Consider the following 24838-nt stretch of genomic DNA (forward strand, 5'->3'; position numbering starts at 1 on the left):
CCCTCACGAAGCCCCCAAGCCCCTGCTCCAACCTCAAAAAATCTCAATTTGTGACAACATCTGCTTCAACCAATCCAATTAAGCTCCCTATCTTTGCAAAAAATTTCCTTTTATATGTCTAATGCTATTTTTCGTGTGCCTAAGGCGGTGAATGAGCCGGTGAAGGGTTATGCTCCCGGGAGTGAGGAACGCCGGTTGTTGAAGGCGGCTATTGCTGAACTGAAAGCAATGCAGGTGGATATTCCGATGTTTATTGATGGTAAAGAGGTGCGGACGGGTAAAACTGTGGCAATTCATCCTCCGCATGAGCTGAGTCATACCCTTGGGCACTATCATCAGGGTGATGCAGGTCATGTGAAAATGGCGATTGATGCGGCTTTGAAGGCGAAGGCGCAATGGGAAAATACTTCGTGGGAGGAGCGCGCTGCCGTGTTTTTAAAGGCTGCAGACTTGCTTACCGGCCCTTACCGATATAAAATGAATGCAGCCACCATGTTGGGCCAAAGCAAAAATGCGTTTCAGGCGGAAATCGACTCGGCTTGCGAACTGATTGACTTCTGGCGTTTTAACGTGGAATTTATGACGCAGGTGTACACCGACCAGCCGGAAAGTTTGCCGGGCATGTGGAACCGCATGGAACATCGCGCACTGGAAGGATTTGTGTTTGCTTTGTCGCCGTTCAATTTCACTTCAATTGGCGGAAACCTGCCTACAGCGCCGGCTATGATGGGGAATACTGTGGTTTGGAAGACTTCAAATACGCAAATTTATTCTGCCTGGGTAATTATGGAAATTTTACGCGAAGCGGGTTTGCCTGATGGCGTGATTAACCTGGTGCATGTAAGCGGTAGTGAAGCGGGTAAAGTGATATTTAGTCACCCCGATTTTGCCGGTATCCATTTTACGGGTTCTACTGAGGTGTTCCGCACCATTTGGAAAACCATTGGCGATAATATTGCTACCTACCGCTCATACCCGCGCATTGTGGGTGAAACGGGTGGTAAGGATTTTGTAATTGCGCACAAAAGTTCAAATGCGAAGGCGGTGGCGACGGCGCTGAGCCGCGGTGCGTTTGAGTTTCAGGGACAAAAATGTTCGGCTGCCTCTCGTGCCTATGTGCCGAGCAATTTGTGGCCGGATGTGAAAAAATATATGCAGGATGACCTCGGCAGCATGAAAATGGGAACGGTTGAGGATTTCGGCAATTTTATAAACGCAGTAATCGATGAAAAAGCATTTGATTCGATTTCAGGATATATCGCCAAAGCAAAAGCGGATGGTCAGGAAATTGTTGCGGGTGGCAATTTCGATAAATCGAAGGGCTATTTTATTGAACCTACGGTAATTGTTGCCAAAGACCCGAAATACCGCACGATGTGTGAGGAATTTTTGGTCCGGTGCTCACCATTCACGTGTATGATGCCGAAAAATGGGATGAAACACTGGAAATTGTAAATACTACCTCACCTTACGCGCTTACGGGAGCTATTTTTTCGCAGGACAGATATGAAATTGCCAAAGCAACACGCGTTTTGCGCCATGCTGCGGGTAATTTTTACATCAACGATAAGCCAACAGGAGCAGTTGTAGGACAGCAGCCGTTTGGCGGCGCCAGAGCTTCGGGAACCAATGATAAAGCGGGTAGTATCCTGAATTTATTGCGTTGGGTTTCAGCGAGAACGATTAAGGAAACGTTTAATCCACCAACCGATTATCGTTATCCATTTTTAAATGCAGAATAAATTTCTATTTTTGAAGATGATTAAATCTATTCAGTTGAGATATGTGATCATAGCGTTTTTAGCCACTTTTGTGACAAGGTATGCAAGCGCTCAAAGCTACGATGCTGCGCCTGATGTGTACTCGGTTAACGAGGATTTTGAAGATGCTATTTTCGATGTAATGAGCAACGACTTAAACACCACCGGTGAAACGAATGTTTATCTCACCATTCTTACCCCTCCGGCAAATGGAACTGTTATAGTTGATGAAGTGAATGATGTTTTAATCTATACGCCGAATCCTGATTTTGCAGGCACTGATAATTTTACCTACAACGGATGTGCTGATACCGACCCGGATATTTGTGGTTCAGCAACGGTTATTGTGACCGTAAATCCGGTTCCCGATAAACCGATTGCCAACGATGATGTGGTAAATACTTATGTAAATGCACCCATTAATATTGAACCTGTTTTAAATGATATTGATATTGATGATGAGGGTTTGGAATTTGAAATTTTAGATGATGCTAATAGTGGTGCAACAACAGTAATTGGTGGCGAAATTGTTTATTACGAACCATTTGATTGTTTCCTCGGCACCGATGAAGTAATTTATTCTGTTTGTAAAATTGGTAGCAGTATTTATTGTGATACGGCTACAATTACCATTAATGTTTTATCTGCCAATTTTAATGCACCAAATTTAGGTGATGATGTTGCAGAAGTTTATATCGATAATATTGTAAGCATTCCTGCTTTAGCAAACGATTTTGATGGCGATGGTGATGCAATTGCAATAACCGAATTATTATTGGATGGTGCAACCGGCCTTGTAGAATTTGTTGGCGATACCATTTTTTATACCGGTGTTGAAATTGGTATTGATGAATTTCAATATGTAGTGTGTGATGATAATTGTCCGTTCCGTTGCGATACGGCTTTGGTTTCTGTAACAGTTACTACACCACCTCCGGGCGAAATTATTGTGCATGTGCCGAATTCATTTTCACCAAATGGTGATGGTATAAACGACTTACTCGAAATTGAAGGTTTATTTCCGAACAGTCGCTTCGATTTAAAAATTTACGATCGCTGGAGCAGTCTGGTTTACGAAAATGTTGACCAAAGCAAAACCTGGGATGGTAAGAGTAATGTTGAATTTATTTCCAGCTCGGGTGATGTGCCTGAAGGAACATATTATTACGTTTTAAGAATTAATGGTTTCACCGATCCGATAGCAGGGTTTATAGTTGTAAAACGATGAAGAAAATATACACAACGTTACTTTTAGTAAGCTGCTTTGCGTTGGGAAAAACGTATGCACAGTTGCAGCCATTGTTCGACCAGTATCATTTTAATCAACTGGTGTTTAATCCGGCTTATGCGGGAAGTAAAGGCATGCTGGAAACAAACTTTTTTCTGCATCGCCATTCGGTAAATATTGATGGTGCTCCGGCATCGGAATCGTTTACCGTACATACGCCACTTGCCAATGATAAAATTGGTGTCGGCGTTAAATTTTTTCACGATAATATTGGTGTAACCAATACCAATTATTTGGGATTAGATTATGCCTATCGCATGCATATTAATTCGAATTTAACTGCGAGTATCGGCATTGAATTATCTATTGCTAATTACAATGTAAATTATAATAAACTGGATGCATTTAACGATGGTGACCCAACGTTTACCAATGCAACAGATTCGTATTGGGTGCCAAATGCCGGTATCGGTTTGTATTTACACAGCGACAATTATTATTTAGGATTGAGCACCGTTTCATTATTGGGATTAACTGATGATGATACACAAAACGAAGGCGCGCCTTATGATGATTATTTTGATCAGGCAAATGCCATTTACGGAACATTAGGTACCATTATCGATATATCAAAAAACTTTGCGATAAAACCGGATGCCATGGTTAAAATGACCAGCGGTTTACCTACGCAGTTAGATGTAAACATGAGTTTTATTTTAAACAATATGTTTTTAATTGGCGGTGGTTACCGAACCAACGAAAGTTATTCGATTACGGCTGAATATTTATTTGCTTCAGATAATGATATTACCAAACATGAAGCAGGATTCGGTTATTCTTATAATTCGATGTTGGGCGATGATGCGGTATTTTTAAGTCCTTCACATGAAGTGTTTTTTGTTTACCGATTCAACAAACACAATAACAATATTAAAAACCCAAGATTTTTCTGATACCCTTTATGATGAATCGTTGTAAAATCTGGATACTCTTATTTGGTTTGCTGACTGTTCAGGCAGCACAAGCGCAGGATGCTGAATTTATTCAGCGTGCGGACAAATTATATAAAAACCAAATTTATAATCGCGCTGCTGAAATGTATATTACCTATTTGCAGCAAAACTATAATTATGAAATTAATTTAAAACTGGCTGAGTGTTATCGCATGATGCACAATACCGTTGATGCAGAATATTGGTATGGTGTTATTGTTGACCAAAATGCAGCTGACCCGGATATTCTTAAAAAATATGCGGACTTATTAAAAACCAACGGAAAATATAAATCGGCGAAAATATATTATTTGAAATATGCTGCTTATGAGGAAGAGGGATATTATTATGCTGCTTCCTGCGACTGGGCGATATCGAATAAAAATAAAGCGCCTGAATATTATATTGACACTTTAGGATTTAATACTTCAGATTCAGAATTAACACCAACATTTTTTAAAAAGGGTATTATTTATTCGAGAAGTAGTGGTAATGAGATAAATCCTACCACCGGTGTTTCTTACTACGATTTATATTTTACGGAACAACGCAACGATTCACTCTGGATTATTACGCCAATGCAAAACGTAAATACCGAATTGCACGAGGCAGCACCTTTTACGATCAAAACGATAAAAAATTATATTTCACCCGCAACAATCACTACCGTGGAAGAACTGTAAAATCAAGCGATGGTGAAGTGAAATTGGAATTATATTTTTCTACTTATGTAGATAATAAATTTACCGGTCCGCGCCCTGTATCGGTTAATTCAAAAACATATTCTGTTGGTCAGCCAACTATTTCACCCGATGGTAATATTTTAATTTTTGCATCCGATAAACCGGGTGGATACGGTGGAATCGATTTGTATTTCTGTTCTAAAAAAGGAAATACCTGGTCGAACGCAAAAAATATGGGCCCAGCAATTAATACTGCCGGCGACGAATTATATCCATTTATGAGTATAGATGGCACATTGTATTTTGCAAGTAATTATCACCCCGGATTCGGCGGTTTTGATATATTTAAAAGCAGTCGTGTAGATCAATACTGGACAGCACCTGAAAACTTGGGTATGCCGGTTAATTCATCGCAGGATGATTATGCCATGATTATTAAAAACGGTTTTGGTTATTTTACTTCGAACCGCGCAGGCGGACAAGGCAGCGATGATATTTATGCGGTAACACAAATGTCGGCTTTGTCGAAAATTTATGTTTACGACACCGATTTGAAGCCGATTTACAAAGCAAGGGTAACATTTATTGAAAGTCCGAACATGCAGATTATTTGTGAAACAGATGCTGCAGGTTTGGGTGATATCAGCACACTTTCAGGTGCTACCATGGGTATTAAAATTTCGAAAGAAGGTTATCTGGATAAAATTGTTTACGATTTGAGCAGTCTGCGTTCCAGCAATGGCATTATTCCGGTTGAATTACAACCTTTACTTGGAAATAATAATTAATGCGGCGCTTTTTGCGTTGTGTTGATTATCATTTTACATTAATTTATTTATTGGGTAATTAACACCATTTAATTTTGTTTGACATGAGGGAGGATAAGGAAGTAACTATTTTAGTAACAAATGATGATGGAATTAATGCGCCCGGAATTCACGCATTGGTAAATGCGGTTAAACATCTCGGAAAAGTTGTAGTAGTAGCACCAAATAAACCGCAAAGCGGAATGGGTCATGCCATTACCTTAAATGAGCCGCTGCGTTTAAAAAAATCGAATGTATTTGGTGATATTGAAGCTTATGAATGTTCGGGCACACCTGTTGATTGTGTGAAACTGGCGAAGGATAAAATTCTGCATAAAAAACCGGAATTATGTGTTTCGGGAATTAATCATGGCAGTAATTCATCTATAAATATTATTTATTCCGGAACCATGAGTGCGGCTATGGAAGCGGGTATTGAAGGTATTCCGGCTGTGGGATTTTCGTTGTTGAATTATGCGCACGATGCCGATTTCAGCGGCGCTCAACATTATGCAAGTATTATTGCAAAACAAATATTAACTGCAGGATTGCCACAAGGCACTTTGTTGAATGTAAATATTCCCGATTTACCTATTGAGGCATTAAATGGCATTAAAATTTGTCGGCAGGCAGTAGCAAAATGGGAAGAAGAATATGCAGAACGAATGGACCCGCATGGACGCCCTTACTATTGGCTGACCGGAAAATTTGAAAATTACGATAAGGGTGAAGATACTGATGAATGGGCTTTGACAAACGGTTATGTATCGGTTGTGCCTGTGCAGTTTGATTTAACCGCACATCATGCCATTGCATACTTTAATAAAAACTGGAACGTTAATACCATTACCCATCCGCATAAAATGCATATCGATACAACTAAATCATTTAACGACCTGGGCTAAACAATTGGTATGAGCAAATTACAAGAAGATAATGTTTTTGTCGGGATGCTGGTATCCCTTTTTTTTACCGTTACTATGTTTTATGTTTTTTATCAGATTAACGACAGTCTTGCCGGCGACGTTTATATAAATGGTAACATATTTTCCGGTGTTTCAGAACGTTTTATTTCCACGCTCGCAGTATTTTTTAATATTATTCCTTTTGTTATTTACATCCGGACAAAAAAAGATAATTGTTTGCGCGGGGTTGGAATTGTTACTGTTTTGGCAGCCATTTTTATGCTGATTTATTATTATATTCTGCACAATAATTATTTAATTAATTAAACCCGCCCACCTTGAAATATTATATCATTGCAGGTGAGGCTTCCGGCGATTTGCATGGTTCAAATCTGGTTGCTGCAATAAAAGCCCGCGATGCAAACGCACAATTTCGTGGTTTTGGGGGAGATAAAATGAAAAGTGAGGGAGTTACTTTATTCCGTCACTATAAAGAAACGGCTTACATGGGGTTTATCGAGGTAGTAATGCACCTCCGCTCGATTTTAAAAAATATTGAGCAGTGTAAAAAGGATATCCTTGCCTACAAACCCGATGCAATTATTTTAGTGGATTATCCCGGATTTAATTTACGTATTGCACCTTTCGCAAAAGAAAACGGATTAAAAGTATTTTATTATATCTCACCACAACTGTGGGCATGGAAAAGCAGTCGTGTTGAAATAATAAAAAAATATGTCGACCACATGTTTGTGATTTTACCATTCGAACAAGCGTGGTATCAGCAACATGACTATCAGGTTACTTATGTTGGGCATCCTTTATTGGATGAAATTAGTAATAAAGTAAAAAATTCGCTTTTTTATAAAGTCAATAATTTATCTGCAGAACCCATTATCGGTGTATTGCCGGGCAGCAGAAAGCAGGAAATCGCCGTAAAATTGCCGGTGATGTTATCGATGGCAAAATATTATCCTAAATTTCAATTTGTGGTTGCCTGTGCACCGGGAATAGAAAAAAGTTACTACGAACAATTTGTCCGCGAGCAAAATGTATTTTATTTATTTAATCAAACGTACGACATACTACAAAACAGTGAAGCAGCACTGGTAACCAGCGGAACGGCAACACTGGAAACGGCATTGTTTAATATTCCGCAAATTGTTTGTTACAAAGGCAGTTTAATTTCCTATTTAATTGCCAAACAACTCATAAAGGTTAAATATATTTCGCTGGTGAATTTAATTGCCGACAAAGAAGTGGTGCCGGAATTAATTCAATTAAAATTCAACGAAAAAAATCTGAAAGCACATTTCGAACGTTTGGTTTACAATGATGAATACAGAACTACCATGCGCGATAATTACCAGCAACTGCGCGATAAGTTGGGTGGGGAAGGGGCTTCGGAGATGGTTGCTGCGGGAATAATCGAGCAACTATCAACAGTAAACTAATAATCCGTTTTAATCCGTTAAATCTGTTTAATCTGCGTTCCTTTTAAACGTCATTCAATCAGGTAGTGGAGATAGTGAGACTCGAACTCACGACCTCTTGCATGCCATGCAAGCGCTCTAGCCAACTGAGCTATACCCCCGATTGAGCGCCAAAGATAATATTTTTCAGCATCTTTGTAAGCCAATGATTTTGCCTATTCCAAAAGATAATTTTAACTACAAGGGTTATGCAGTAACAATTTTGCGTCTCGATAAGGCGCAACCTGAATTGCAGGGTAATAAATATTACAAACTAAAATATAATCTGGAAGCAGCAAAACAGCAGCAACACGATACCCTACTCACTTTTGGTGGCGCTTTTTCAAATCATTTACATGCAGTTGCACTCGCCGGCGAACAATTTGGATTTAAAACAATTGGCGTTGTGCGTGGTGAAGATGATGCACAAAATCCAACCCTGCAATTTGTGCGCAAAAAAGGTATGACCTTACATTTTATTACCCGCGAAATGTATCGCAACTCAAGAAGCAACGACGATTTATTACAATCCTTACACCAACAATTCGGCAATTTTTACGCCTTACCCGAAGGTGGCACAAATAATTTAGCGGTAAAAGGCTGTAAAGAAATGCTTGATGGAGAAAATAGTTATGATGTGCTTTGTTGTCCCGTTGGCACCGGTGGAACAATTTCGGGACTTATAGCAGCCAATTTACTCAATACGCATATTATAGGATTTCCTGCACTTAAAAGCCGGCACTCAATTACAACAGGAAATTCAATTATTATCCGGAAATGTGCATTCAAACTGGGAATTACAAACAAATTATCATTTCGGCGGTTACGCAAAATATCATCCCGATTTAATTAATTTTATTCAACAGTTTAAAACCGATTACCAAATTTTACTCGACCCCGTTTATACCGGAAAAATGTTTTACGGCGTATTCGATATGATGCAGAAACAACAATTTAAACCGGGCTCTTCTATTGCCTGTTTACATACCGGTGGTTTACAAGGTTGGGATGGCTGGTATTACCGGTTTCCCAATCAGCCAAAACTGAACAATTAATTCCGTGCAAAAAAAAATATTTTCATATCATTCGCTTTATTGGTTGTTGCACCTGGCATTGTTTTTTATTTTTTTTCTGCCGGAACTGATGCACCTCAATACATTTATGTATTCCAGCAGTGGCGACGGACTTAAAAATTATTTTACACTCCAAAGTTATATCAATCAGCCTGCTGCAGACGGTTATTTTCAGTATACCCAAATGAATTATCCGTATGGGGATTATATCTGGTATACCGACAATTCACCATTTATCGCTTTGCTGCTGCGGTTTATACATTTAAATATTACACCGGTGCATCATCCAATTGCTATTATGCACTTGTTGATCATGCTCAATTTATTGGCAGCCGCTTTTGTAGTCCGAAAAATATTAAAACGATTTATACAAAACGAATGGTTGCTCATTTTTGCATCGATAATTTTAGTATGGACCTCCCCGCAATTTTTCCGATTATTTGGCGGCCATTATAATTTATCTTTTTCCGTATTTTATTTTCTCGCCATCGAGTGGTGTTTCCGATGGTATGCTGCACTTGAAAACAAAGAAATAAATAAACATATTTATCTGGCTGCAAGTATGGGCTTACTGTTATTTATTGCATCAGGTATTCATTTATACTACATGCTTTTGCTTGGTTTACCGGTGGGTTTATTTGTGTTTTTTACTGCTGTGCTGAAATATAAAATGTTTGCGGTGAATCTAAAAAAATATAGCATTACCATCGCCGGTATTGCTATTGGTGTTGTCGCAATTGTGTTGTGTATCCGTTTCACCGATGGTTATCTCAGTCTGCGCTCCAATACACCCGACGGCGTTGATGTATCCAACTGGCAAGCACGATTGTTTCATTTTTACAAAGCAAAAAGCCAAATAAATTCAATTGCATTTATCGGCGGTTACCGAAATTTTGACCCTGAAAATGCACCTTATCTCGGCAACTTTTTTTGGTATCTTACAACAATTTCGTTGTTGTTTTTTTTATTCCGCTTTATAATTTTTAATAAAGTGAAAATACCTAAACCCACAACACTATTTTGGGTTACAACATTAACTGTAGTATTTGTTTTTTTCGCAGCCCGCGGTGAAGAAATGGGGTTTTTAGGGCTCGACAATTATTTTAATCCGCTGTATTGGTTGGGTAAAGTTTATCCACCTATAATACATTTCCGTTGTATTGCACGTTTTACCTGGTGGATATTTTATTTGCTGCCAATAGCATTAATTATCTATATAGACAGATTTGTTTTTATCCCTGCGCCTAAAATAAAAATGTTGTTTTATATCTGTGGTGCATTTTTAGTTGCACTTGATGTAAAAGATGTACACAAATTTTATAATTCCAGAATTTCGGAAAGCGATTTTATAGAAAAAAACACTGCTGTAATTCCCGACATTAATTACAACGATTATCAGGCCATTTTGCCAATTCCTTATTACACCGTTGGAAACGAAGATTATAATTACACCATCGACAATAATGAAAACTGGTTCCGCTATACTTGTCAGTTGCAAATTAAATCGCAACTGCCATTAATCTCGGTACGTTTATCGCGCACGCCCGTATCCTTTACAAAAAATATATTCACGTTATTTCAGGGTGATTCCATAAGCGCAACGTTATTAAAGCAATTAAACAATAAACCAATTTTGGTAATCTATAATCCGAAGGTGGAAGAATCCTCTAACTTGGAACCCGCGGCCACCATAATTAAAACCGCTCCCGATATTATTGAAAAATACCACATGGAAAAAATTGCCCAGCAGGGAAATACCATCTACTATAAGTGGAACATTAAATGATTTTGAACTAATTTTGAAACAAAAAACCGATTATGGATTTTATAAATAATTATATCGAAACCAATAAAGAGCAGTTGCTGAATGAACTGCTCGAAATTTTGCGTATTCCAAGCGTAAGTGCCGATCCAAAATACAAAGCAGATGTTGCGCGCATGGCAGAAGCCGTTGCCGAAAGTTTGCGCAAAGCGGGGGCCGACAATGTTAAAGTAAATACCACTGCAGGTCACCCGATAGTTACTGCCGAAAAAATTATTGACCCGGCAAAACCAACGGTATTGTGTTACGGCCATTACGATGTGCAACCCGCCGACCCAATCGATTTATGGGATTCACCACCTTTTGAACCGGTAATTAAAGACGGTAATATTTATGCACGCGGCGCATGCGATGATAAAGGTCAGGTGTATATGCACGTAAAAGCATTTGAAGCCATGATGAAAAATAATGCTTTACCATGTAATGTGAAATTTATTATTGAAGGCGAAGAAGAAGTTGGCTCACCAAATCTCGCAACATTTATTACCAATAATACAGAATTATTAAGTTGCGATGTAATTCTGATTTCCGATACTTCAATTATTGCAAACGATGTGCCTTCGGTAACTGTCGGCCTGCGCGGATTAACGTATATGGAAGTTGAAGTAGTTGGACCAAACCGCGATTTACATTCCGGTGTTTATGGCGGAAGTGTTGCCAATCCGATTAATACATTATGTGATATGATTTCATCCATGATCGATAAAAATGGACATATTACCATCGAAGGATTTTATGATGATGTGGAATTGGTAACCGATGCCGAAAGAAAAGAAATGGCAAAAACACCTTTTGATCTCGATGAATACAAAAAAGATTTAGGTGTAAATGAAGTAAAAGGTGAAGAAGGATATACATCACTCGAACGCGTTTCTATTCGCCCGACACTCGATGTAAATGGTATTTGGGGCGGTTATACCGGCGAGGGTAGCAAAACAGTATTGCCATCAAAAGCGTATGCAAAAATTTCCATGCGTTTGGTGCCCAATCAGCAGTCGCAAAAAATCGCCGATTTATTCGATAAACATTTTAATAAAATTGCACCACCTTACGTGAAAGTAAAAGTTACGCATCACCATGGCGGCGAACCTGTTGTTGTGCCTTTAGATTATCCGCCAATGCAGGCTGCAATTAAAGCAATGGAAAAAACATTCGGCAAAAAACCAATTCCAACACGCGAAGGTGGAAGTATTCCGATTGTTGCATTGTTTGAACGCGTGCTCGGTGCAAAAAGTATTTTAATGGGCTTCGGATTAAACAGCGATAATATCCATTCACCAAACGAAAAATACGGCTTGTTTAATTATTACAAAGGCATCGAAACATTGCCTTGGTTTTTTAAATATTATTCAGAAATGTAATTAATTAAAAATAGCTGCATTAAAAGGCTGATTTATTTTTTGGAGCATCAACATCCGAATTTAAATCAGCCTTTTTCACCGGCTATCCATTCCGGCAGGGGCTTTATCCTGGGCTCGTAATCCCAAATCTCCAAATCCCTCAATCTTCAATTCACAAATTTTTCCTCCCCCCCCTGGCCTCCATTTCTATCCGGGCTAGGATTTCATTAATGAGTCCTAATTAAATTTTATTTTGGGTTTTAATACGATTAATTTCCTACCAATTTTCTTACCACTGAAAAAATAAACAATCAGTAAAACCCTGCTCGGACAGGGCTGGTTTTTTTTAAAAATTGGCATCATCAGCTTCGTCCTCGTCCTGCACATTATTTTGTAGGGACGCATGCAATACGTCCCTACAAAATAACATGCATGACAATTTTGAGTAAAATATTAATTTGTGAAATGTCCTTTTTTTCAAATTGTGCTTTTGCAACCTAATTGAGCAATTGGTCTGTGGTTGTAGGGACGAATTGCATGCGTGCCTAGAACCACAGGCCAATTGCGATTGGGTAGGGTAAATGCCATTATAAATCGAAATTATTGTGTAAATTAAATTCCTGCCACCCACAGATGTCCGAGTAGGTTTCTTACGCCCAAAAAGAAATAGACAATCATTAAAACCCTGCGACCATTAAGAGATGGAAGTGGAATTAATTATGAGTAAATATTTTTATTGCTACATTCAATTTATCGCTCCGTAGTTGTCCTCATTTATATTTTGTAGGGGCGGATTCAATTCGCCCCTACAAAATATAAATGAGGACAGTTTTGAGAAGTATTAAATTTATCGAATTGTGTTTTAAAAGGAATTATTTCCTTCATAAAACAAATTGAGCAATTGGCAGCGGTTTGTAGGGGCGAATTGAATCCGCCCCTACAAACCGCTGCCAATTGCGACTCGGTAAGATAAACCCTATTATAATCTACTTCGAATTATCGCAGGGTTGTTCCGGTATAAAATATTTTAATTGAGGCAAGAACCATGCTTGTACAGAAAATTCAACTCACCAAAATATCCCCGGTCATTTCCGCAGGAATCGGTAATCCCATCAACGTTAAAATTGTCGGTGCAACATCACCCAGTTTGCCATTTTTTAATTTGGTGAATTGTGGTGTATTGTCAATATAAAATACCGGAACCGGATTGGTGCTATGTTGTGTATTGGGTGAACCGTCGGCATTTATTTCAAAATCGGAATTGCCATGGTCTGCTGTTAATATAATTGCGAAATTATGTTGTAAGGCCGCTGCAATTACTTCACCCACACAAGTGTCCACTGCTTCGCAGGCTTTTATACATGCTGAAAATACACCGGTATGTCCAACCATATCCGCATTAGCGAAATTCAGACAAATAAAATCTGCTTCGTCATTATTTATTGCTGCTACAATTTTATCTTTTACTTCGTAAGCACTCATCTCCGGTTGTAAATCGTAAGTGGCAACTTTTGGTGATGCTGCCATTATTCTTTTTTCACCGGCAAATTCTTTTTCTCTTCCGCCACTAAAAAAGAAAGTAACATGCGGATATTTTTCTGTTTCAGCAATACGAATTTGTCGTTTATTATTGAGCGATAATATTTCGCCCAACGTTTTATTTAAATCATCATTTTCAAATATCACCGAAACATTTTTAAAGGTGTGGTCATATCTGGTCATGGTAACATAATAGAGTGGTAATTTAAACATGCCCAAATCCGGAATATCTTCCTGCGTTAACACACGCGTAATTTGTCGGCAGCGGTCAGTTCTGAAATTAAAACAAATTACTACATCATCAGGCTGAATCACAGCTAGCGGATTGCCTGCTGCATCTGAATGTACAATCGGTAAAATAAATTCATCTGTTACATTTTCAGCATAACTTGCTTGTACTGCTGCAATTAGATCGGTTGTTTTTCTGCCTGTTCCTTTTACTAATAAATCGTAAGCGAGTTTAATTCTTTCCCAGCGGTTATCTCTGTCCATCGCATAATAACGTCCGCACACACTGGCAATAGTACCAATACTGTTATTTAAATGTTGTTGTAAATCTTTTAAAAATCCCGCTCCACTTTTCGGGTCACAATCGCGGCCGTCGGTAAATGCATGAATAAATAATTTATCTCCCGCTACCTGATTGTTTTTTGCAATATCACATAATGCTTTTAAATGATTAATATGTGAATGTACACCACCATCACTAACCAAACCGATGAGGTGAATATTTTTATTATTCGTTTTTGCATAATTTAATGCAGCAATTAAATTACCATTATTGGCAAGTGTTCCGTTTTTTATTGCGACAAAAATGCGTTGTAATTCCTGATAAACAATTCGGCCTGCACCTAAATTTAAATGGCCAACTTCACTGTTTCCCATCTGTCCTTCCGGCAAACCCACAAATTCACCATCGGTTCTCAGTTCTGCATTCGGATAACGTTTATAGTAGTTGTTTACATTTGGCGTTTTAGCCTGAGCAATTGCACTGGCAGCCGGGTTTTTACCATGTCCCCAACCATCCATTATAATCAGCATTGCTTTTTTTCCATTTTCCATACTACAAAGGTAGACGAGAAATAGAATTTTGCAGTCTAAAATTGTTATCCACGCGCTGTTATAGGGTATTTGTTAAAAATGCCTAATTTTGGTATGGTTTTAGCCAATACATCAGCATTGACCAAATTTGTATTACCATGACAAAGAATTCAAAATCCCGATTGTTAATCACACTACTTGTAGTGCCAATAATGATATTTGCTGCTGTAGTGAGCGATTTAGACAGTATTGCCAGTGCCATAAAAGGCGGTGATTCCAAAGAATTAGCTACTTATTTTGACAATACGGTAGAAGTTAAAATTGCAAATAAAGAAGGCGCTTACAGTAAAAGTCAGGCCGAAGCTATTGTAAAAGACTTTTTTACAAAAAATCCGCCTAAAGCCTTCAATTTTATCCACGACGGACCTTCCGGAGGAAACAATGCACATTACGCCATCGGTTCATTAACTACCGACAAAGGCAAGTTCAGAACTTATGTGTATATGAAGAAAAAAGCAGACAAATTCTATATACAGGAGTTAAGTTTTGAGAATGAGTGATAGTGTAGTGATTTGGGACCTGCTCGATGTTATCGATGAAGCCTTGATAGAAGACATTCAGGAAGGTGATCATACCACCCTCGCAACAATCGAACACGAAGCAGCAGGCACCGCAAAACTACTCGTAAAAGAACCCGGCATAATCGCTGGCGTAGAATTAGCCGAACAAATTTTAAAACATGTCAGCCCCGAACTCGAGGTTGACATTTTTATTCCCGATGGCGCCAGAGTGGTGCCCGGGGATATCGTTTTGCATGCCACAGGTCGCATTCAAGCCCTCCTTGTTGCTGAAAGAACCATGCTGAACTTTATTCAGCGCATGAGCGGAATTGCCACTAATACCAACCGTTTTGTGCAGGCCGTGCGACATACCAACGCTAAAATATTAGACACCCGCAAAACCACTCCAGGCCTCAGAACCTTCGAAAAATGGGCTGTGCGCATAGGTGGCGGACATAATCACCGCTTTGGGTTATACGATATGATTATGATTAAAGACAATCATGTTGATTTTTGCGGAGGTATCGAAAATGCCATTACCAGGGTGTTGCAATACCTTAAAGACAATGAATTAAATCTCCGTATAGAAGTGGAAACCCGCAATCTGGACGAAGTACAGCAAGTGCTGCGCACGGGCAGGGTCGACCGTATTATGCTGGATAACTACAAATTGGAAGATTTGCGCGAAGCAGTTAAAGTAATTGCCAATCAGTTTGAAACCGAGGCTTCAGGTGGCGTAAATATTAATACCGTGAAAGACATCGCCGAAACCGGTGTCGATTTTATTTCGGTAGGGGAACTCACCCATTCCGTAAAGAGCTTAGACCTCAGTTTTAAGGCCTTAATGCAGTAAAATCAACTGTTAAGGATACTTAATGTTCAGATTTCCGTTAAAGTATTTGATAATTACGGTTTATTTATTTATTACCTTTGTAGCCTACTTACAGCACCGTGAAAGAACAATTATTTCATATTGAAATCCTCATCAAACGACTTGCTATCGTTTTATTGTTGTATACCGTTTGCCGCTTATTGTTTTTTCTGTTTAATATGGATTTATTTCCACCCATTCCACCGGGTGAATTTTTACAGATTATGGGCTACGGTCTGCGTTATGATGTTTCTTCCATTATTTATGTAAATATCATTTTTATTTTTTTACATGTTTTACCAAATCCCTGGTTCGACAATCCTAAATATCAGCGGATATTAAAAATATTATTTTATTCATTTAACGGTTTTGCATTATTGCTGGAAAGTGGCGACTGGATTTATTTCGAATATGGATTAAAACGCACCGATGCACATGAACTCGGTTTAACCGGTGATACCAATATTTTACCTCAGGTAATAAAAGATTACTGGATAATTTTTGTTTTGGCATTCTCCCTCATTTTAGGTGTCGAATATTTATATCGCAAAACGGAATTACATCGTAAACAAAATAAAAACTTTGGAGTACCGCGTTTAATTCATTACCCGAAACAGGTTTTTGCCATGGTAGTGATTGTCACCTTTGTAATAATTGGTGCACGCGGTGGTATTCAGCAGGAACCACTATCGCCAAACGAAGCTGCAAATGTGGTGGAAGACGGACGTTTCAGTTCGCTCATTATTAATACGCCGTTTTCGGTTATTTATGCATTCGGACACAGAGAATTACACGAACCAAAATATTTTAGTGAAGAGGAATTAGCAAAACGATATAATATTTTTCATGATAACGAAGCATATTATATCAGGCCTGATTCTATTCCCGCCCCAACACAACCACAAAATGTGTGTGTAATTGTATTGGAAAGTTTTTCGAAAGAATATCTCGGTTATTTTAATCCGGGTGAACCTTATACACCTTTTCTTGATTCGCTGATGCGAGAAAGTTTAACATTTACCAATGCTTATTCAAATGGTAAATCATCTAATCAGGGTATTATTGCTGTTACCAGTGGTATTCCGGTTATGATGGGCGAACCGTTTATTTCTTCAATTTATCAGAAAAATGCATTTGAAGGAATGGGCACCATATTAAATAAGGTGGGTTATGGTTCTTATTTTTTCCATGGAGCAAACAATGGTTCAATGGAATTTGACCGCTTTATGGAACAAGCCGGATTTACAGGTTATTTTGGAAGAAATGAATATGGTAACGATAAAGATTTTGACGGCAACTGGGGCATTTTTGATGAGCCGTTTTTAAAATGGACAGCAAATAAAATGAGTGATTTAAAAGCGCCGTTTTATTCTGAAATATTTACCATTTCTTCGCATCATCCGTTTACGGTTCCACCACAACATATCGGTGAATTTCCAAAAGGTAAAATTCCGATGCTGGAAGTTGTCGCTTATGCCGATTATGCATTGCGTGAATTTTTTAAAGAAGCAGCTAAACAACCTTGGTATAACAATACATTATTTATTTTAACAGCAGATCATCCCGGCCCTCCGCTGCCTGAACATGAATTTTATCAGGAACAGGTTGGTGCACACAGCACATGGATGGTTTTGTATAAACCCAACGGTGAATTTAAAGGCACATCTGATATGGTGGTTCAGCAAACCGATATTATGCCAACTGTATTAGATTATATTGGTTACAGAGGTAAGTTTATGGCTTTTGGAAATTCCATCTTCAATAAATCTGCAGAACGCTATGCATTTAATTTCCATACACCGGATTATATGTTGCTGGATGACAGTTTCTTTTTGCAATTCAACGGCGGTCGTGCAATTGGATTATATGACTACAAACGTGATAGCACAATGAGTAATAATTTAATTTATGAATTGCCCAATGTTACGATGTCCATGGAGGACAAATTAAAAGCGATTATTCAAACACATCATCATGTTATGATAAATGATAAATTAGTTGCAGAGTGAAAAAACGCATCTTATTTATTATTAATCCGGTAGCCGGGGTAAAGAGGAAAGATAAAATTCCTGCCTACATCAATAAGTACCTCGACCACGATCATTTTGATTACGAAGTGGTGTATACCGAAAACCGAGGTCATGCTACAGAAATTGCACGTGAAGCAGCACAAAATAATTTCGACGTAGTTGCAGTTGCCGGTGGCGATGGCAGTGTAAATGAAGTTGCAACCGGTTTAATGGGCACGAATACCTGTCTGGCTATTATTCCCAGCGGTTCAGGAAACGGACTGGCAAGGCATCTTGGTTATTCTATCAATATTAAATCTACTTTACAAATTATCAATGCCTATCAGGTTAAAAAAATTGATGTTTGTAAAATAAATGATGAATACTTTTTTAGTTTAATCGGAATTGGATTTGATGCCTTTGTAGCAAAAGTATTTAGCCGTGAAGAAACGAGAGGATTTTTAACCTATGCCTGGAGTGCCATAAAAAGTTTAGGCTCATTTGATTCATTTGAATTTGAATTAACAGCACCGGAAAACAACCGAAAAGGCAAAGCATTTATGATTAATATCTGCAACTCCAATCAGTATGGTTACAATGTGAAAGTTGCACCACATGCAAATTTGAGTGATGGTTTAATGGATGTGATTATTGTAGATAATATTCCGAAGTGGAAAGTGCCGATTGCCGTAATTCAGGTATTTACACAAACACATCTAGGCAGTAAACATTTTTCTTCATTTAGAACAAACGAACTAAATATCAGCTCGCCGAATTATTCTTATTTACAAATTGATGGCGAAACAGTTCCAAAGGATAAAGATTTTAAAATCAGCATTATTCCACAACAGTTGCATGTTTTAATTAACCCAAAACATTTAACCGATGGCGAAAAATAAAATTAATTTATCGGGATTGGTATTTTCAACTGACCCCGATTTTAAAATGCCGGAAGATAATAATCAACAAGAAACCCTGCCACCCAATCAGCAGGATTTACGTATCTGGCTCGAAAAAAATCACCGCGGCGGAAAAACGGCCAGCGTCATTAAAAATTTTGTCGGCGACGAAACAGCACTTGAAAATTTATGTCGCGAACTCAAAACAAAATGTGGCACCGGCGGCTCTGCTAAAGATGGAGAAATAATTATTCAAGGCGACCACCGAAAAAAAATTGGTGAAATACTAACTAAAATGGGTTATAAATTTAAAATGGCAGGCGGATAAAACAAACTGTGCCTGAAATGTAGGCACAATTTGTCTCTAAAAATTAATTATTCGGGGCTCCCGCATTTATCCAGCACTCAATTTGTGCCCGCTCTTCACATGACATATTAATATTGCCCTGAGGCATATTTTCACTACTTACTACCTGACTATATAAATTACCGTTATCGGCAATGTTTTTTAATCCGGAATAGGTACCATAACTGGTATGGCATCCGCTCATGGCACATTTAGTTGCAACCAAAGGTTTAATTGTTCCTGAATAGGTAATTCCAGTGCAATCGATTGAAGTTCCACATCCTACTCCTGATTTTGAACACGCGCTCAATGTTACTAATCCGATTAATACCACGGGCATCATTTTTTTCCAACTGATTCTCATATATACTATTTGTTTTATGCAATGCGTAAGCCGTTCGAAACGGGCTTTTCTGTTTGCAATAAAACGATGCTCCCATCTTCATTTACTGCACCCAGCACTAAACATTCTGAAAAAAAATTGGCAATTTGTTTTACCGGAAAATTTACTACGGCAACAATTTGTTTACCAATCAGGTTTTCTTTTTCGTAATGCACGGTAATTTGTGCGCTTGATTTCTTTAATCCTAATTCACCAAAATCAATTACTAACTGATAAGCTGGTTTTTTAGCATTTGGGAAATCATTTACTTCCACAATTGTTCCGGTACGAATTTCTACCTTTTCAAAATCGGCATATTGAATAGCAGGCATCATGTGTTTTTTATTACACAAAAGTATACTATTGCTCCGAATGCCACGGTCAATTTTTTAATTGCTCAGCTAATTTTATTCACTAACGGTTAGCTGATTTAATAAATGTGGTTGAAATGGTTGTGCGTGCAGATATCAGTGTAACGAAATAAATTCCGGGAGGATATTTGCTGATGTCTGCATGTATAACGCCACCTTCATTTGTTATAGTATTAAAATTTTCAAATATTTTTCCGGAGGCATCACTAATTTTTATTACCGCTGCTTCCGATGCTGTTGTTTTAATCGAGATGTCATTATTAGCAGGATTGGGAAATACCGTAAGCTGATGTTCTGTTTCAAAATTGATACTGATACATTTACTATAGCCATAAGTATTATCCTGATCAACAAGTTTTAAGCGGTATAAATTATTTCCTGTAAATGGATGTTCATCTTCAAAAAAATAATTCAACTGCGCTGTGCTATATCCTGCAGCTTCTGCGTAGCCGATTGTTTCAAAAATTACACCATCCTGCGAACGTTGTATTTCAAAATAAGCGGTATTTATTTCATTCGCTGTTATCCAGTTTAAATTTACTTTATCATCGGATGCTGACCCTGAAAATTGAATTAACTGGAGTGGGAGCGGAGTTGCAGGTTTCACAACAACATCATCTATATAATAATAGGCTGCTGAAGAAGTTGGGTAACCAACCGCTTTTTTTGTTTGAATAGTAGTTGCCGCATCAGTTCTGAAATTACCAATTGTCATGTACTGACTGGCATCGGTTGCAGTAAAGGTGAAAGTTAGCTGATGCCATAAAGTGTCCCACAGTACCGTTGGATATTCAACCTGAGGAGTTGCTGCAATATACCCTGCAGCCGGTTGTGTTAAGGCTGATGTTGTGAAGGCAACACCAATATTATTTGTTGCATTTCCATTTAACCAGGTAATACCATTTGTGAGCCAGAAGGAAACTTCATAACTCGTTCCCGGAACAAGTGGTGTATTCAAAACGGTTGAAACATATTCTCTGAAATTTAAATATGAAGGATAATAAGTTGCAAACCCTGCCATGCCCGCTCCACTGTGTGGTGAAACTGTTGCCCAAAAAGTAACCGGTGTGCCTGCACCACCCAATCCGCCTGTTTTATAATAATCAGGACTACCATGACCGGGAACTACTGCACAGTATCCGCTTGGTGTATTCCATCCTGTTGGGTAACAAATCTGAGCATAGGAATTCGGGTTAGTTGCACTTGTGTCGAAACTGGCATTATTAACCAGATTTTGAGCAGACGTAGATATGCATGCGAGCAAAAAAATTAGTGACAATAATTTCAGCCTTTTCATAAATTATAGCATTTTGAAATCCGAAATAGTGTGCATGCATTCAATTAATAAAACAAAGATGTTTCACTTTTCGTGCTTCAGAAACTACAATTTTTATTGGTTTCCGAAAAAATAAAGCCGCTTCGTGCAGGTAGATTTAAAATGAGGGCAAAATGATTTTGGTTGTTGTGTGACATAAGTCACCGAACTAGGCTTGCATCAAACACTTTATAATTTTACAAATGCTTTGCTGACAATAGTTTCAGCATTTTGGGCAGAGATTAAATATACGCCGGAAGGGAGCGAAGTGACATCCAAAACGGACAGTCTATTTCCAAAAGTTTCCGAAAAATTTGCTGTAGAAATGAGTTGGTTTCCCATCATATCAAAAATCATGTATTGTTCAAATCCGGGAGCTTCAATGGTGATAGTTGTTTTACAAGGGTTGGGATAAATGATAAGATTTGTTTCAAATTCCGGCAACGAATTTTTATCTGCAAACACAGCAACACCACCATAACAGGCCACCCAAACACGATCATCTGCATCAATAAATAAACCATCGCAGGTATTATGTGGTAATCCGGAATTATCAGAATAAAATTGTGACCAGTTGTTATCAATATCTGCGCTGGTTACACCAATATGTGTGGCAAACCACATCGTACCATTTTCCTGAAAGCCAATTTTATTTACGCGTTCAGAAGTCATTGGTGCCGTAAATGTATTATATACAAATATCCAGTCATCATTTATTACATCATATTTATTTACACCAAAATAATCGGCGATATACATATATCCGTTTGCATCACCACAAACTGCACGAATCCAATTATCATTAATGCCGGCATTATCAAAATTATAATTTGTAAAAATATTATCCTGCAAAGTTGTTACACCATGATATCTTGAACCAATCCATAAAACACTGTTTGCATCTTTATACAAACAGGTTAATTTATTTGCGCTGATGCCGGAATTTAATGAATCAAAAATTTCCCAAGTATCATTTTCAATTTTTGCCAATCCCTTATCTGTTGCAACATACATCGTATTTTCATCATAACTACAAAAATCGGAAATGCTCATGCCGGGTAAAGGTGAATTAATGGTATCTAAATAAATCCAATTATTATTTTCTAAAATATATAATCCTTTATCAAAAGTACCGGCATATACTTTATCATTAACAGCTAAAACACATCTGAAATCATTGGTAACAAAAGGCGTATTGTCTGTATTGTAAATTGTAATTCGTCCGTTATTGGTGTTCAAAAACTGAATACCATTATTTTGAGTAGCAGCCCAAATCCCGTTTTGTCCGCCGGAAACTGAAATTGCAGAATCAACAATTCCTGTTGCAATCCACTCCGGTTGCTGCCCGAAAAGTGCTGTAGAAGTGAGTATAAACAGTATGACGATAAATTTCATCTTGCCTTGCAACGTTAAACGTTTATTAAACCTGAAAATTATATCTAAATTAAATTACTTTTGTAACCTGTTAAAATTACACAAATGAAACAAATATTCACTCCTCTTTTGATACTAGCCTGTTCGCTGGTAAATGCGCAATTTGTGTTAAATGGTGATGCAGTGAGCTTAGGGGGCAATTGTTATCAATTAACGGAAGAAGTAAACTACAGCGCAGGTTCAATTTGGTATGAAACCCTGATAAATTTAGAAGAAGATTTTGAAATTAATTTTTCACTCAATTTTGGTGATTTAGATGCAAGTGGTGCTGATGGAATGTATTTTGTTTTACAACCTGTTGGAACAGGATTAGGTGATGCCGGCGGCGGAATGGGTTATTTAGGTATTACACCTTCATTGGGTATAGAATTCGATACTTATCAAAATGGTGGTTATGGTGATCCGGCTTTTGATCATGTTGCCATTCAGTATAATGGTGATTTAGACCATACAGGGATTTTTAATCTGGATGGCCCCGTTCAAATTTTAGATGGAATAAATAATGTTGAAGATGGTGATTATCATCAGGCAAAAATAACCTGGGATGCAGAAACGCAACATCTACAGGTATTTGTTGATTGTGTTTATCGCGTTGGATTTGTAACGGAAGTTTTTGATATTATTGAAACCATTTTTGCCGGTGATCCGGAAGTGTATTTCGGATTTACTGCAGGTACCGGCGGTTCATTTAATAATCAATACGTATGTTTTGAATATACTACCGAAATTGATGCATTGGAAGATGTGAGTATTTGTCCGGGCGACAGCACACAATTAATTGTTCCCGACGGATTTGTTTCTTACGAATGGTCGCCTGCAACAGGATTAAGTGCAACTGATATTCGCGACCCGTGGGCATCACCAAGTGAAACAACAACATATACAGTAATGATAACCGATAATTGTGGTGAAATAATTTATGATACGGTGAATGTTATTGTAAATACACCCGATTTTATCGATTTAGGTGATGACCTTACTTTATGTGAAGGTCAATTATGGACATTTAATGTATTAACACCTGGTGCAACTTATTTATGGCAAGATGGTTCTACTTTGCCCACCTTAACTGTTGATGAAGATGGAACTTATTCGGTAACTGTTACGGATGGAAATTGTATTGATGCAGATACCGTTAATGTTACTTATGTACCAGCTCCTGATATTTCATTGCCGCATGATACTGTAATTTGCGGATTGGAAAATACCTATACAATTGATGTTACTACTTTAGGTGCAACTTATTTATGGCAGGATGGATCCACTGATCCAACTTTTACGGTTACTGATGATGGATTGTATTATGTTACAGTTTCCGTTGGAGGTTGTAGCGATAAAGATTCAGTTTTGGTAAGTTATTCTGTTCAGCCGACAGTAGATTTAGGTCCCGATCAAAGTTTATGCGCAGGCACAACAATTTTATTGGATGCAGGCTCCGAAAGTTTTGATTATGAATGGCAGGATGGTTCAACCGGAAGTACTTATTTAGTTACAACAGCAGGAACATATTTTGTAGAAGTTACCATTAACGGATGTTCAGCAGTTGATGAAGTGGTAATTGTTCCCGATCCATGTATTTGTGTGGTAACAGCACCCAATGTTTTTTCTCCGAATCAGGATGGTGTAAACGATTATTTTAGTCAGCTCGATTGTTACGATTTATCTGCTTATGAACTCACCGTTTATAATCGTTACGGTGAAATAGTTTTTAACACCAATATTTTAGATGGAAAATGGGATGGCACCTATCAGGGTGAAGATTGTGAATTGGGCACCTATGTGTATACCATAGCCTTTACCCGCATCACCGGTGAAACAGGAATGGTGCAGGGAAATGTGATTTTGGTGCGCTGATATTTGCAATTTAACCGCTTAAATAGGCGATTTCACTGAATCCTGAAATTATCGGAAAATTTATTCACATACGTTGGTAAATTATCTCTGGCATTTACCTTAACTTAAGGGTTGGAAAAATTATTTTCGCAGTCCG

Annotated in this window: 20 protein-coding genes, 1 tRNA gene and 2 pseudogenes; 17 read left to right on the top strand and 6 right to left on the bottom strand. The window is 38.0% G+C overall.

Annotated features, from left to right (window positions below):
• Window positions 1-114: 114 nt before the first annotated feature.
• From pruA to lpxB, 8 genes and pseudogenes are all read left to right on the top strand, one after another.
• Window positions 115-1742 (top strand): annotated as a pseudogene (gene pruA / locus IPI65_04815) (L-glutamate gamma-semialdehyde dehydrogenase).
• Window positions 1743-1752: 10 nt separating this feature from the next.
• Window positions 1753-2988 carry a gliding motility-associated C-terminal domain-containing protein gene (locus IPI65_04820; protein MBK7440860.1) on the top strand — a complete coding sequence of 412 codons (1236 nt, stop codon included), beginning with the start codon at window positions 1753-1755 and terminating at the stop codon, window positions 2986-2988.
• The gene (locus tag IPI65_04825; protein MBK7440861.1) at window positions 2985-3941 is read left to right on the top strand and encodes a PorP/SprF family type IX secretion system membrane protein; all 957 of its coding nucleotides are present in this window, start codon (window positions 2985-2987) and stop codon (window positions 3939-3941) included. The genes IPI65_04820 and IPI65_04825 overlap by 4 nt, the downstream gene beginning before the upstream one ends.
• An 8-nt stretch (window positions 3942-3949) precedes the next feature.
• Entirely contained in the window at window positions 3950-4663 is a 714-nt protein-coding gene (locus IPI65_04830) for a hypothetical protein (protein ID MBK7440862.1), read from the top strand.
• A gap of 17 nt (window positions 4664-4680) precedes the next feature.
• The gene (locus IPI65_04835; GenBank protein MBK7440863.1) at window positions 4681-5451 is read left to right on the top strand and encodes a PD40 domain-containing protein; all 771 of its coding nucleotides are present in this window, start codon (window positions 4681-4683) and stop codon (window positions 5449-5451) included.
• A gap of 83 nt (window positions 5452-5534) precedes the next feature.
• Window positions 5535-6374 carry a 5'/3'-nucleotidase SurE gene (surE, locus tag IPI65_04840; protein ID MBK7440864.1) on the top strand — a complete coding sequence of 280 codons (840 nt, stop codon included), beginning with the start codon at window positions 5535-5537 and terminating at the stop codon, window positions 6372-6374.
• Between the two features lie 9 nt (window positions 6375-6383).
• Window positions 6384-6701, top strand: coding sequence for a hypothetical protein (locus IPI65_04845; protein ID MBK7440865.1), 318 nt, complete (start codon window positions 6384-6386; stop codon window positions 6699-6701).
• Window positions 6702-6712: 11 nt separating this feature from the next.
• Window positions 6713-7828, top strand: coding sequence for a lipid-A-disaccharide synthase (gene lpxB, locus IPI65_04850; protein ID MBK7440866.1), 1116 nt, complete (start codon window positions 6713-6715; stop codon window positions 7826-7828).
• 66 nt (window positions 7829-7894) lie between these two features.
• Here the strand turns inward: lpxB and IPI65_04855 are convergent.
• Window positions 7895-7968, bottom strand: a tRNA-Ala gene (locus IPI65_04855).
• A gap of 44 nt (window positions 7969-8012) precedes the next feature.
• On the opposite strand from IPI65_04855, the pseudogene IPI65_04860 reads away from it, so the two are divergent.
• The 3 genes and pseudogenes from IPI65_04860 (at window position 8013) to IPI65_04870 (ending at window position 12102) form a co-directional block, all read left to right on the top strand.
• Window positions 8013-8901 (top strand): annotated as a pseudogene (locus IPI65_04860) (1-aminocyclopropane-1-carboxylate deaminase/D-cysteine desulfhydrase).
• Window positions 8902-8905: 4 nt separating this feature from the next.
• Window positions 8906-10705, top strand: a complete 1800-nt coding sequence (locus tag IPI65_04865) for a hypothetical protein (protein ID MBK7440867.1) — start codon at window positions 8906-8908, stop codon at window positions 10703-10705.
• A 32-nt stretch (window positions 10706-10737) separates the two neighbouring features.
• The gene (locus IPI65_04870) at window positions 10738-12102 is read left to right on the top strand and encodes a dipeptidase (protein ID MBK7440868.1); all 1365 of its coding nucleotides are present in this window, start codon (window positions 10738-10740) and stop codon (window positions 12100-12102) included.
• A 1041-nt stretch (window positions 12103-13143) separates the two neighbouring features.
• On the opposite strand, the gene IPI65_04875 is transcribed toward IPI65_04870, so the two are convergent.
• The gene (locus IPI65_04875; GenBank protein ID MBK7440869.1) at window positions 13144-14682 is read right to left on the bottom strand and encodes a 2,3-bisphosphoglycerate-independent phosphoglycerate mutase; all 1539 of its coding nucleotides are present in this window, start codon (window positions 14680-14682) and stop codon (window positions 13144-13146) included.
• Window positions 14683-14819: 137 nt separating this feature from the next.
• Between IPI65_04875 and IPI65_04880 the strand changes: the two genes are divergently transcribed.
• The 5 genes from IPI65_04880 to IPI65_04900 all read left to right on the top strand — a co-directional run bounded on the left by IPI65_04880 (window position 14820) and on the right by IPI65_04900 (window position 19328).
• Entirely contained in the window at window positions 14820-15221 is a 402-nt protein-coding gene (locus tag IPI65_04880; GenBank protein MBK7440870.1) for a DUF4783 domain-containing protein, read from the top strand.
• Complete coding sequence (gene nadC, locus IPI65_04885; GenBank protein ID MBK7440871.1) at window positions 15214-16074, top strand: carboxylating nicotinate-nucleotide diphosphorylase; 861 nt, start codon at window positions 15214-15216, stop codon at window positions 16072-16074. Before IPI65_04880 ends, nadC begins: the two co-directional genes overlap by 8 nt.
• A 98-nt stretch (window positions 16075-16172) precedes the next feature.
• Window positions 16173-18101 carry a sulfatase-like hydrolase/transferase gene (locus tag IPI65_04890; GenBank protein ID MBK7440872.1) on the top strand — a complete coding sequence of 643 codons (1929 nt, stop codon included), beginning with the start codon at window positions 16173-16175 and terminating at the stop codon, window positions 18099-18101.
• The gene (locus tag IPI65_04895) at window positions 18098-19000 is read left to right on the top strand and encodes a diacylglycerol kinase family lipid kinase (protein ID MBK7440873.1); all 903 of its coding nucleotides are present in this window, start codon (window positions 18098-18100) and stop codon (window positions 18998-19000) included. The genes IPI65_04890 and IPI65_04895 overlap by 4 nt, the downstream gene beginning before the upstream one ends.
• Window positions 18987-19328, top strand: coding sequence for a translation initiation factor (locus IPI65_04900; protein MBK7440874.1), 342 nt, complete (start codon window positions 18987-18989; stop codon window positions 19326-19328). The genes IPI65_04895 and IPI65_04900 overlap by 14 nt, the downstream gene beginning before the upstream one ends.
• Window positions 19329-19371: 43 nt before the next feature.
• On the opposite strand, the gene IPI65_04905 is transcribed toward IPI65_04900, so the two are convergent.
• From IPI65_04905 to IPI65_04920, 4 genes are all read right to left on the bottom strand, one after another.
• Window positions 19372-19710 carry a hypothetical protein gene (locus IPI65_04905; GenBank protein ID MBK7440875.1) on the bottom strand — a complete coding sequence of 113 codons (339 nt, stop codon included), beginning with the start codon at window positions 19708-19710 and terminating at the stop codon, window positions 19372-19374.
• A gap of 14 nt (window positions 19711-19724) precedes the next feature.
• Window positions 19725-20060, bottom strand: coding sequence for a tRNA-binding protein (locus IPI65_04910; protein MBK7440876.1), 336 nt, complete (start codon window positions 20058-20060; stop codon window positions 19725-19727).
• An 82-nt stretch (window positions 20061-20142) separates the two neighbouring features.
• Complete coding sequence (locus tag IPI65_04915) at window positions 20143-21396, bottom strand: T9SS type A sorting domain-containing protein (protein ID MBK7440877.1); 1254 nt, start codon at window positions 21394-21396, stop codon at window positions 20143-20145.
• A 207-nt stretch (window positions 21397-21603) separates the two neighbouring features.
• The gene (locus IPI65_04920) at window positions 21604-22809 is read right to left on the bottom strand and encodes a T9SS type A sorting domain-containing protein (protein MBK7440878.1); all 1206 of its coding nucleotides are present in this window, start codon (window positions 22807-22809) and stop codon (window positions 21604-21606) included.
• A gap of 84 nt (window positions 22810-22893) precedes the next feature.
• Between IPI65_04920 and IPI65_04925 the strand changes: the two genes are divergently transcribed.
• Window positions 22894-24702: a gliding motility-associated C-terminal domain-containing protein gene (locus tag IPI65_04925; protein ID MBK7440879.1), complete on the top strand. Its 1809-nt coding sequence runs from the start codon at window positions 22894-22896 to the stop codon at window positions 24700-24702.
• Window positions 24703-24838 lie beyond the last annotated feature (136 nt).

The sequence above is a fragment of the Bacteroidota bacterium genome (genome assembly GCA_016706255.1).
Classification (GTDB): Bacteria; Bacteroidota; Bacteroidia; order Chitinophagales; family BACL12; genus UBA7236.

What these genes read in the sequence shown, in the direction of transcription:
- IPI65_04825 (MBK7440861.1), top strand. Translation starts at nt 2,985, where the DNA reads ATGAAGAAAATATACACAACGTTACTTTTAGTAAGCTGCTTTGCGTTG.
- IPI65_04830 (MBK7440862.1), top strand. Translation starts at nt 3,950, where the DNA reads ATGATGAATCGTTGTAAAATCTGGATACTCTTATTTGGTTTGCTGACT.
- surE (MBK7440864.1), top strand. Translation starts at nt 5,535, where the DNA reads ATGAGGGAGGATAAGGAAGTAACTATTTTAGTAACAAATGATGATGGA.
- IPI65_04845 (MBK7440865.1), top strand. Translation starts at nt 6,384, where the DNA reads ATGAGCAAATTACAAGAAGATAATGTTTTTGTCGGGATGCTGGTATCC.
- IPI65_04870 (MBK7440868.1), top strand. Translation starts at nt 10,738, where the DNA reads ATGGATTTTATAAATAATTATATCGAAACCAATAAAGAGCAGTTGCTG.
- IPI65_04875 (MBK7440869.1), bottom strand. Translation starts at nt 14,682, where the DNA reads ATGGAAAATGGAAAAAAAGCAATGCTGATTATAATGGATGGTTGGGGA.
- IPI65_04880 (MBK7440870.1), top strand. Translation starts at nt 14,820, where the DNA reads ATGACAAAGAATTCAAAATCCCGATTGTTAATCACACTACTTGTAGTG.
- nadC (MBK7440871.1), top strand. Translation starts at nt 15,214, where the DNA reads ATGAGTGATAGTGTAGTGATTTGGGACCTGCTCGATGTTATCGATGAA.
- IPI65_04900 (MBK7440874.1), top strand. Translation starts at nt 18,987, where the DNA reads ATGGCGAAAAATAAAATTAATTTATCGGGATTGGTATTTTCAACTGAC.
- IPI65_04905 (MBK7440875.1), bottom strand. Translation starts at nt 19,710, where the DNA reads ATGAGAATCAGTTGGAAAAAAATGATGCCCGTGGTATTAATCGGATTA.
- IPI65_04910 (MBK7440876.1), bottom strand. Translation starts at nt 20,060, where the DNA reads ATGCCTGCTATTCAATATGCCGATTTTGAAAAGGTAGAAATTCGTACC.
- IPI65_04915 (MBK7440877.1), bottom strand. Translation starts at nt 21,396, where the DNA reads ATGAAAAGGCTGAAATTATTGTCACTAATTTTTTTGCTCGCATGCATA.
- IPI65_04920 (MBK7440878.1), bottom strand. Translation starts at nt 22,809, where the DNA reads ATGAAATTTATCGTCATACTGTTTATACTCACTTCTACAGCACTTTTC.
- IPI65_04925 (MBK7440879.1), top strand. Translation starts at nt 22,894, where the DNA reads ATGAAACAAATATTCACTCCTCTTTTGATACTAGCCTGTTCGCTGGTA.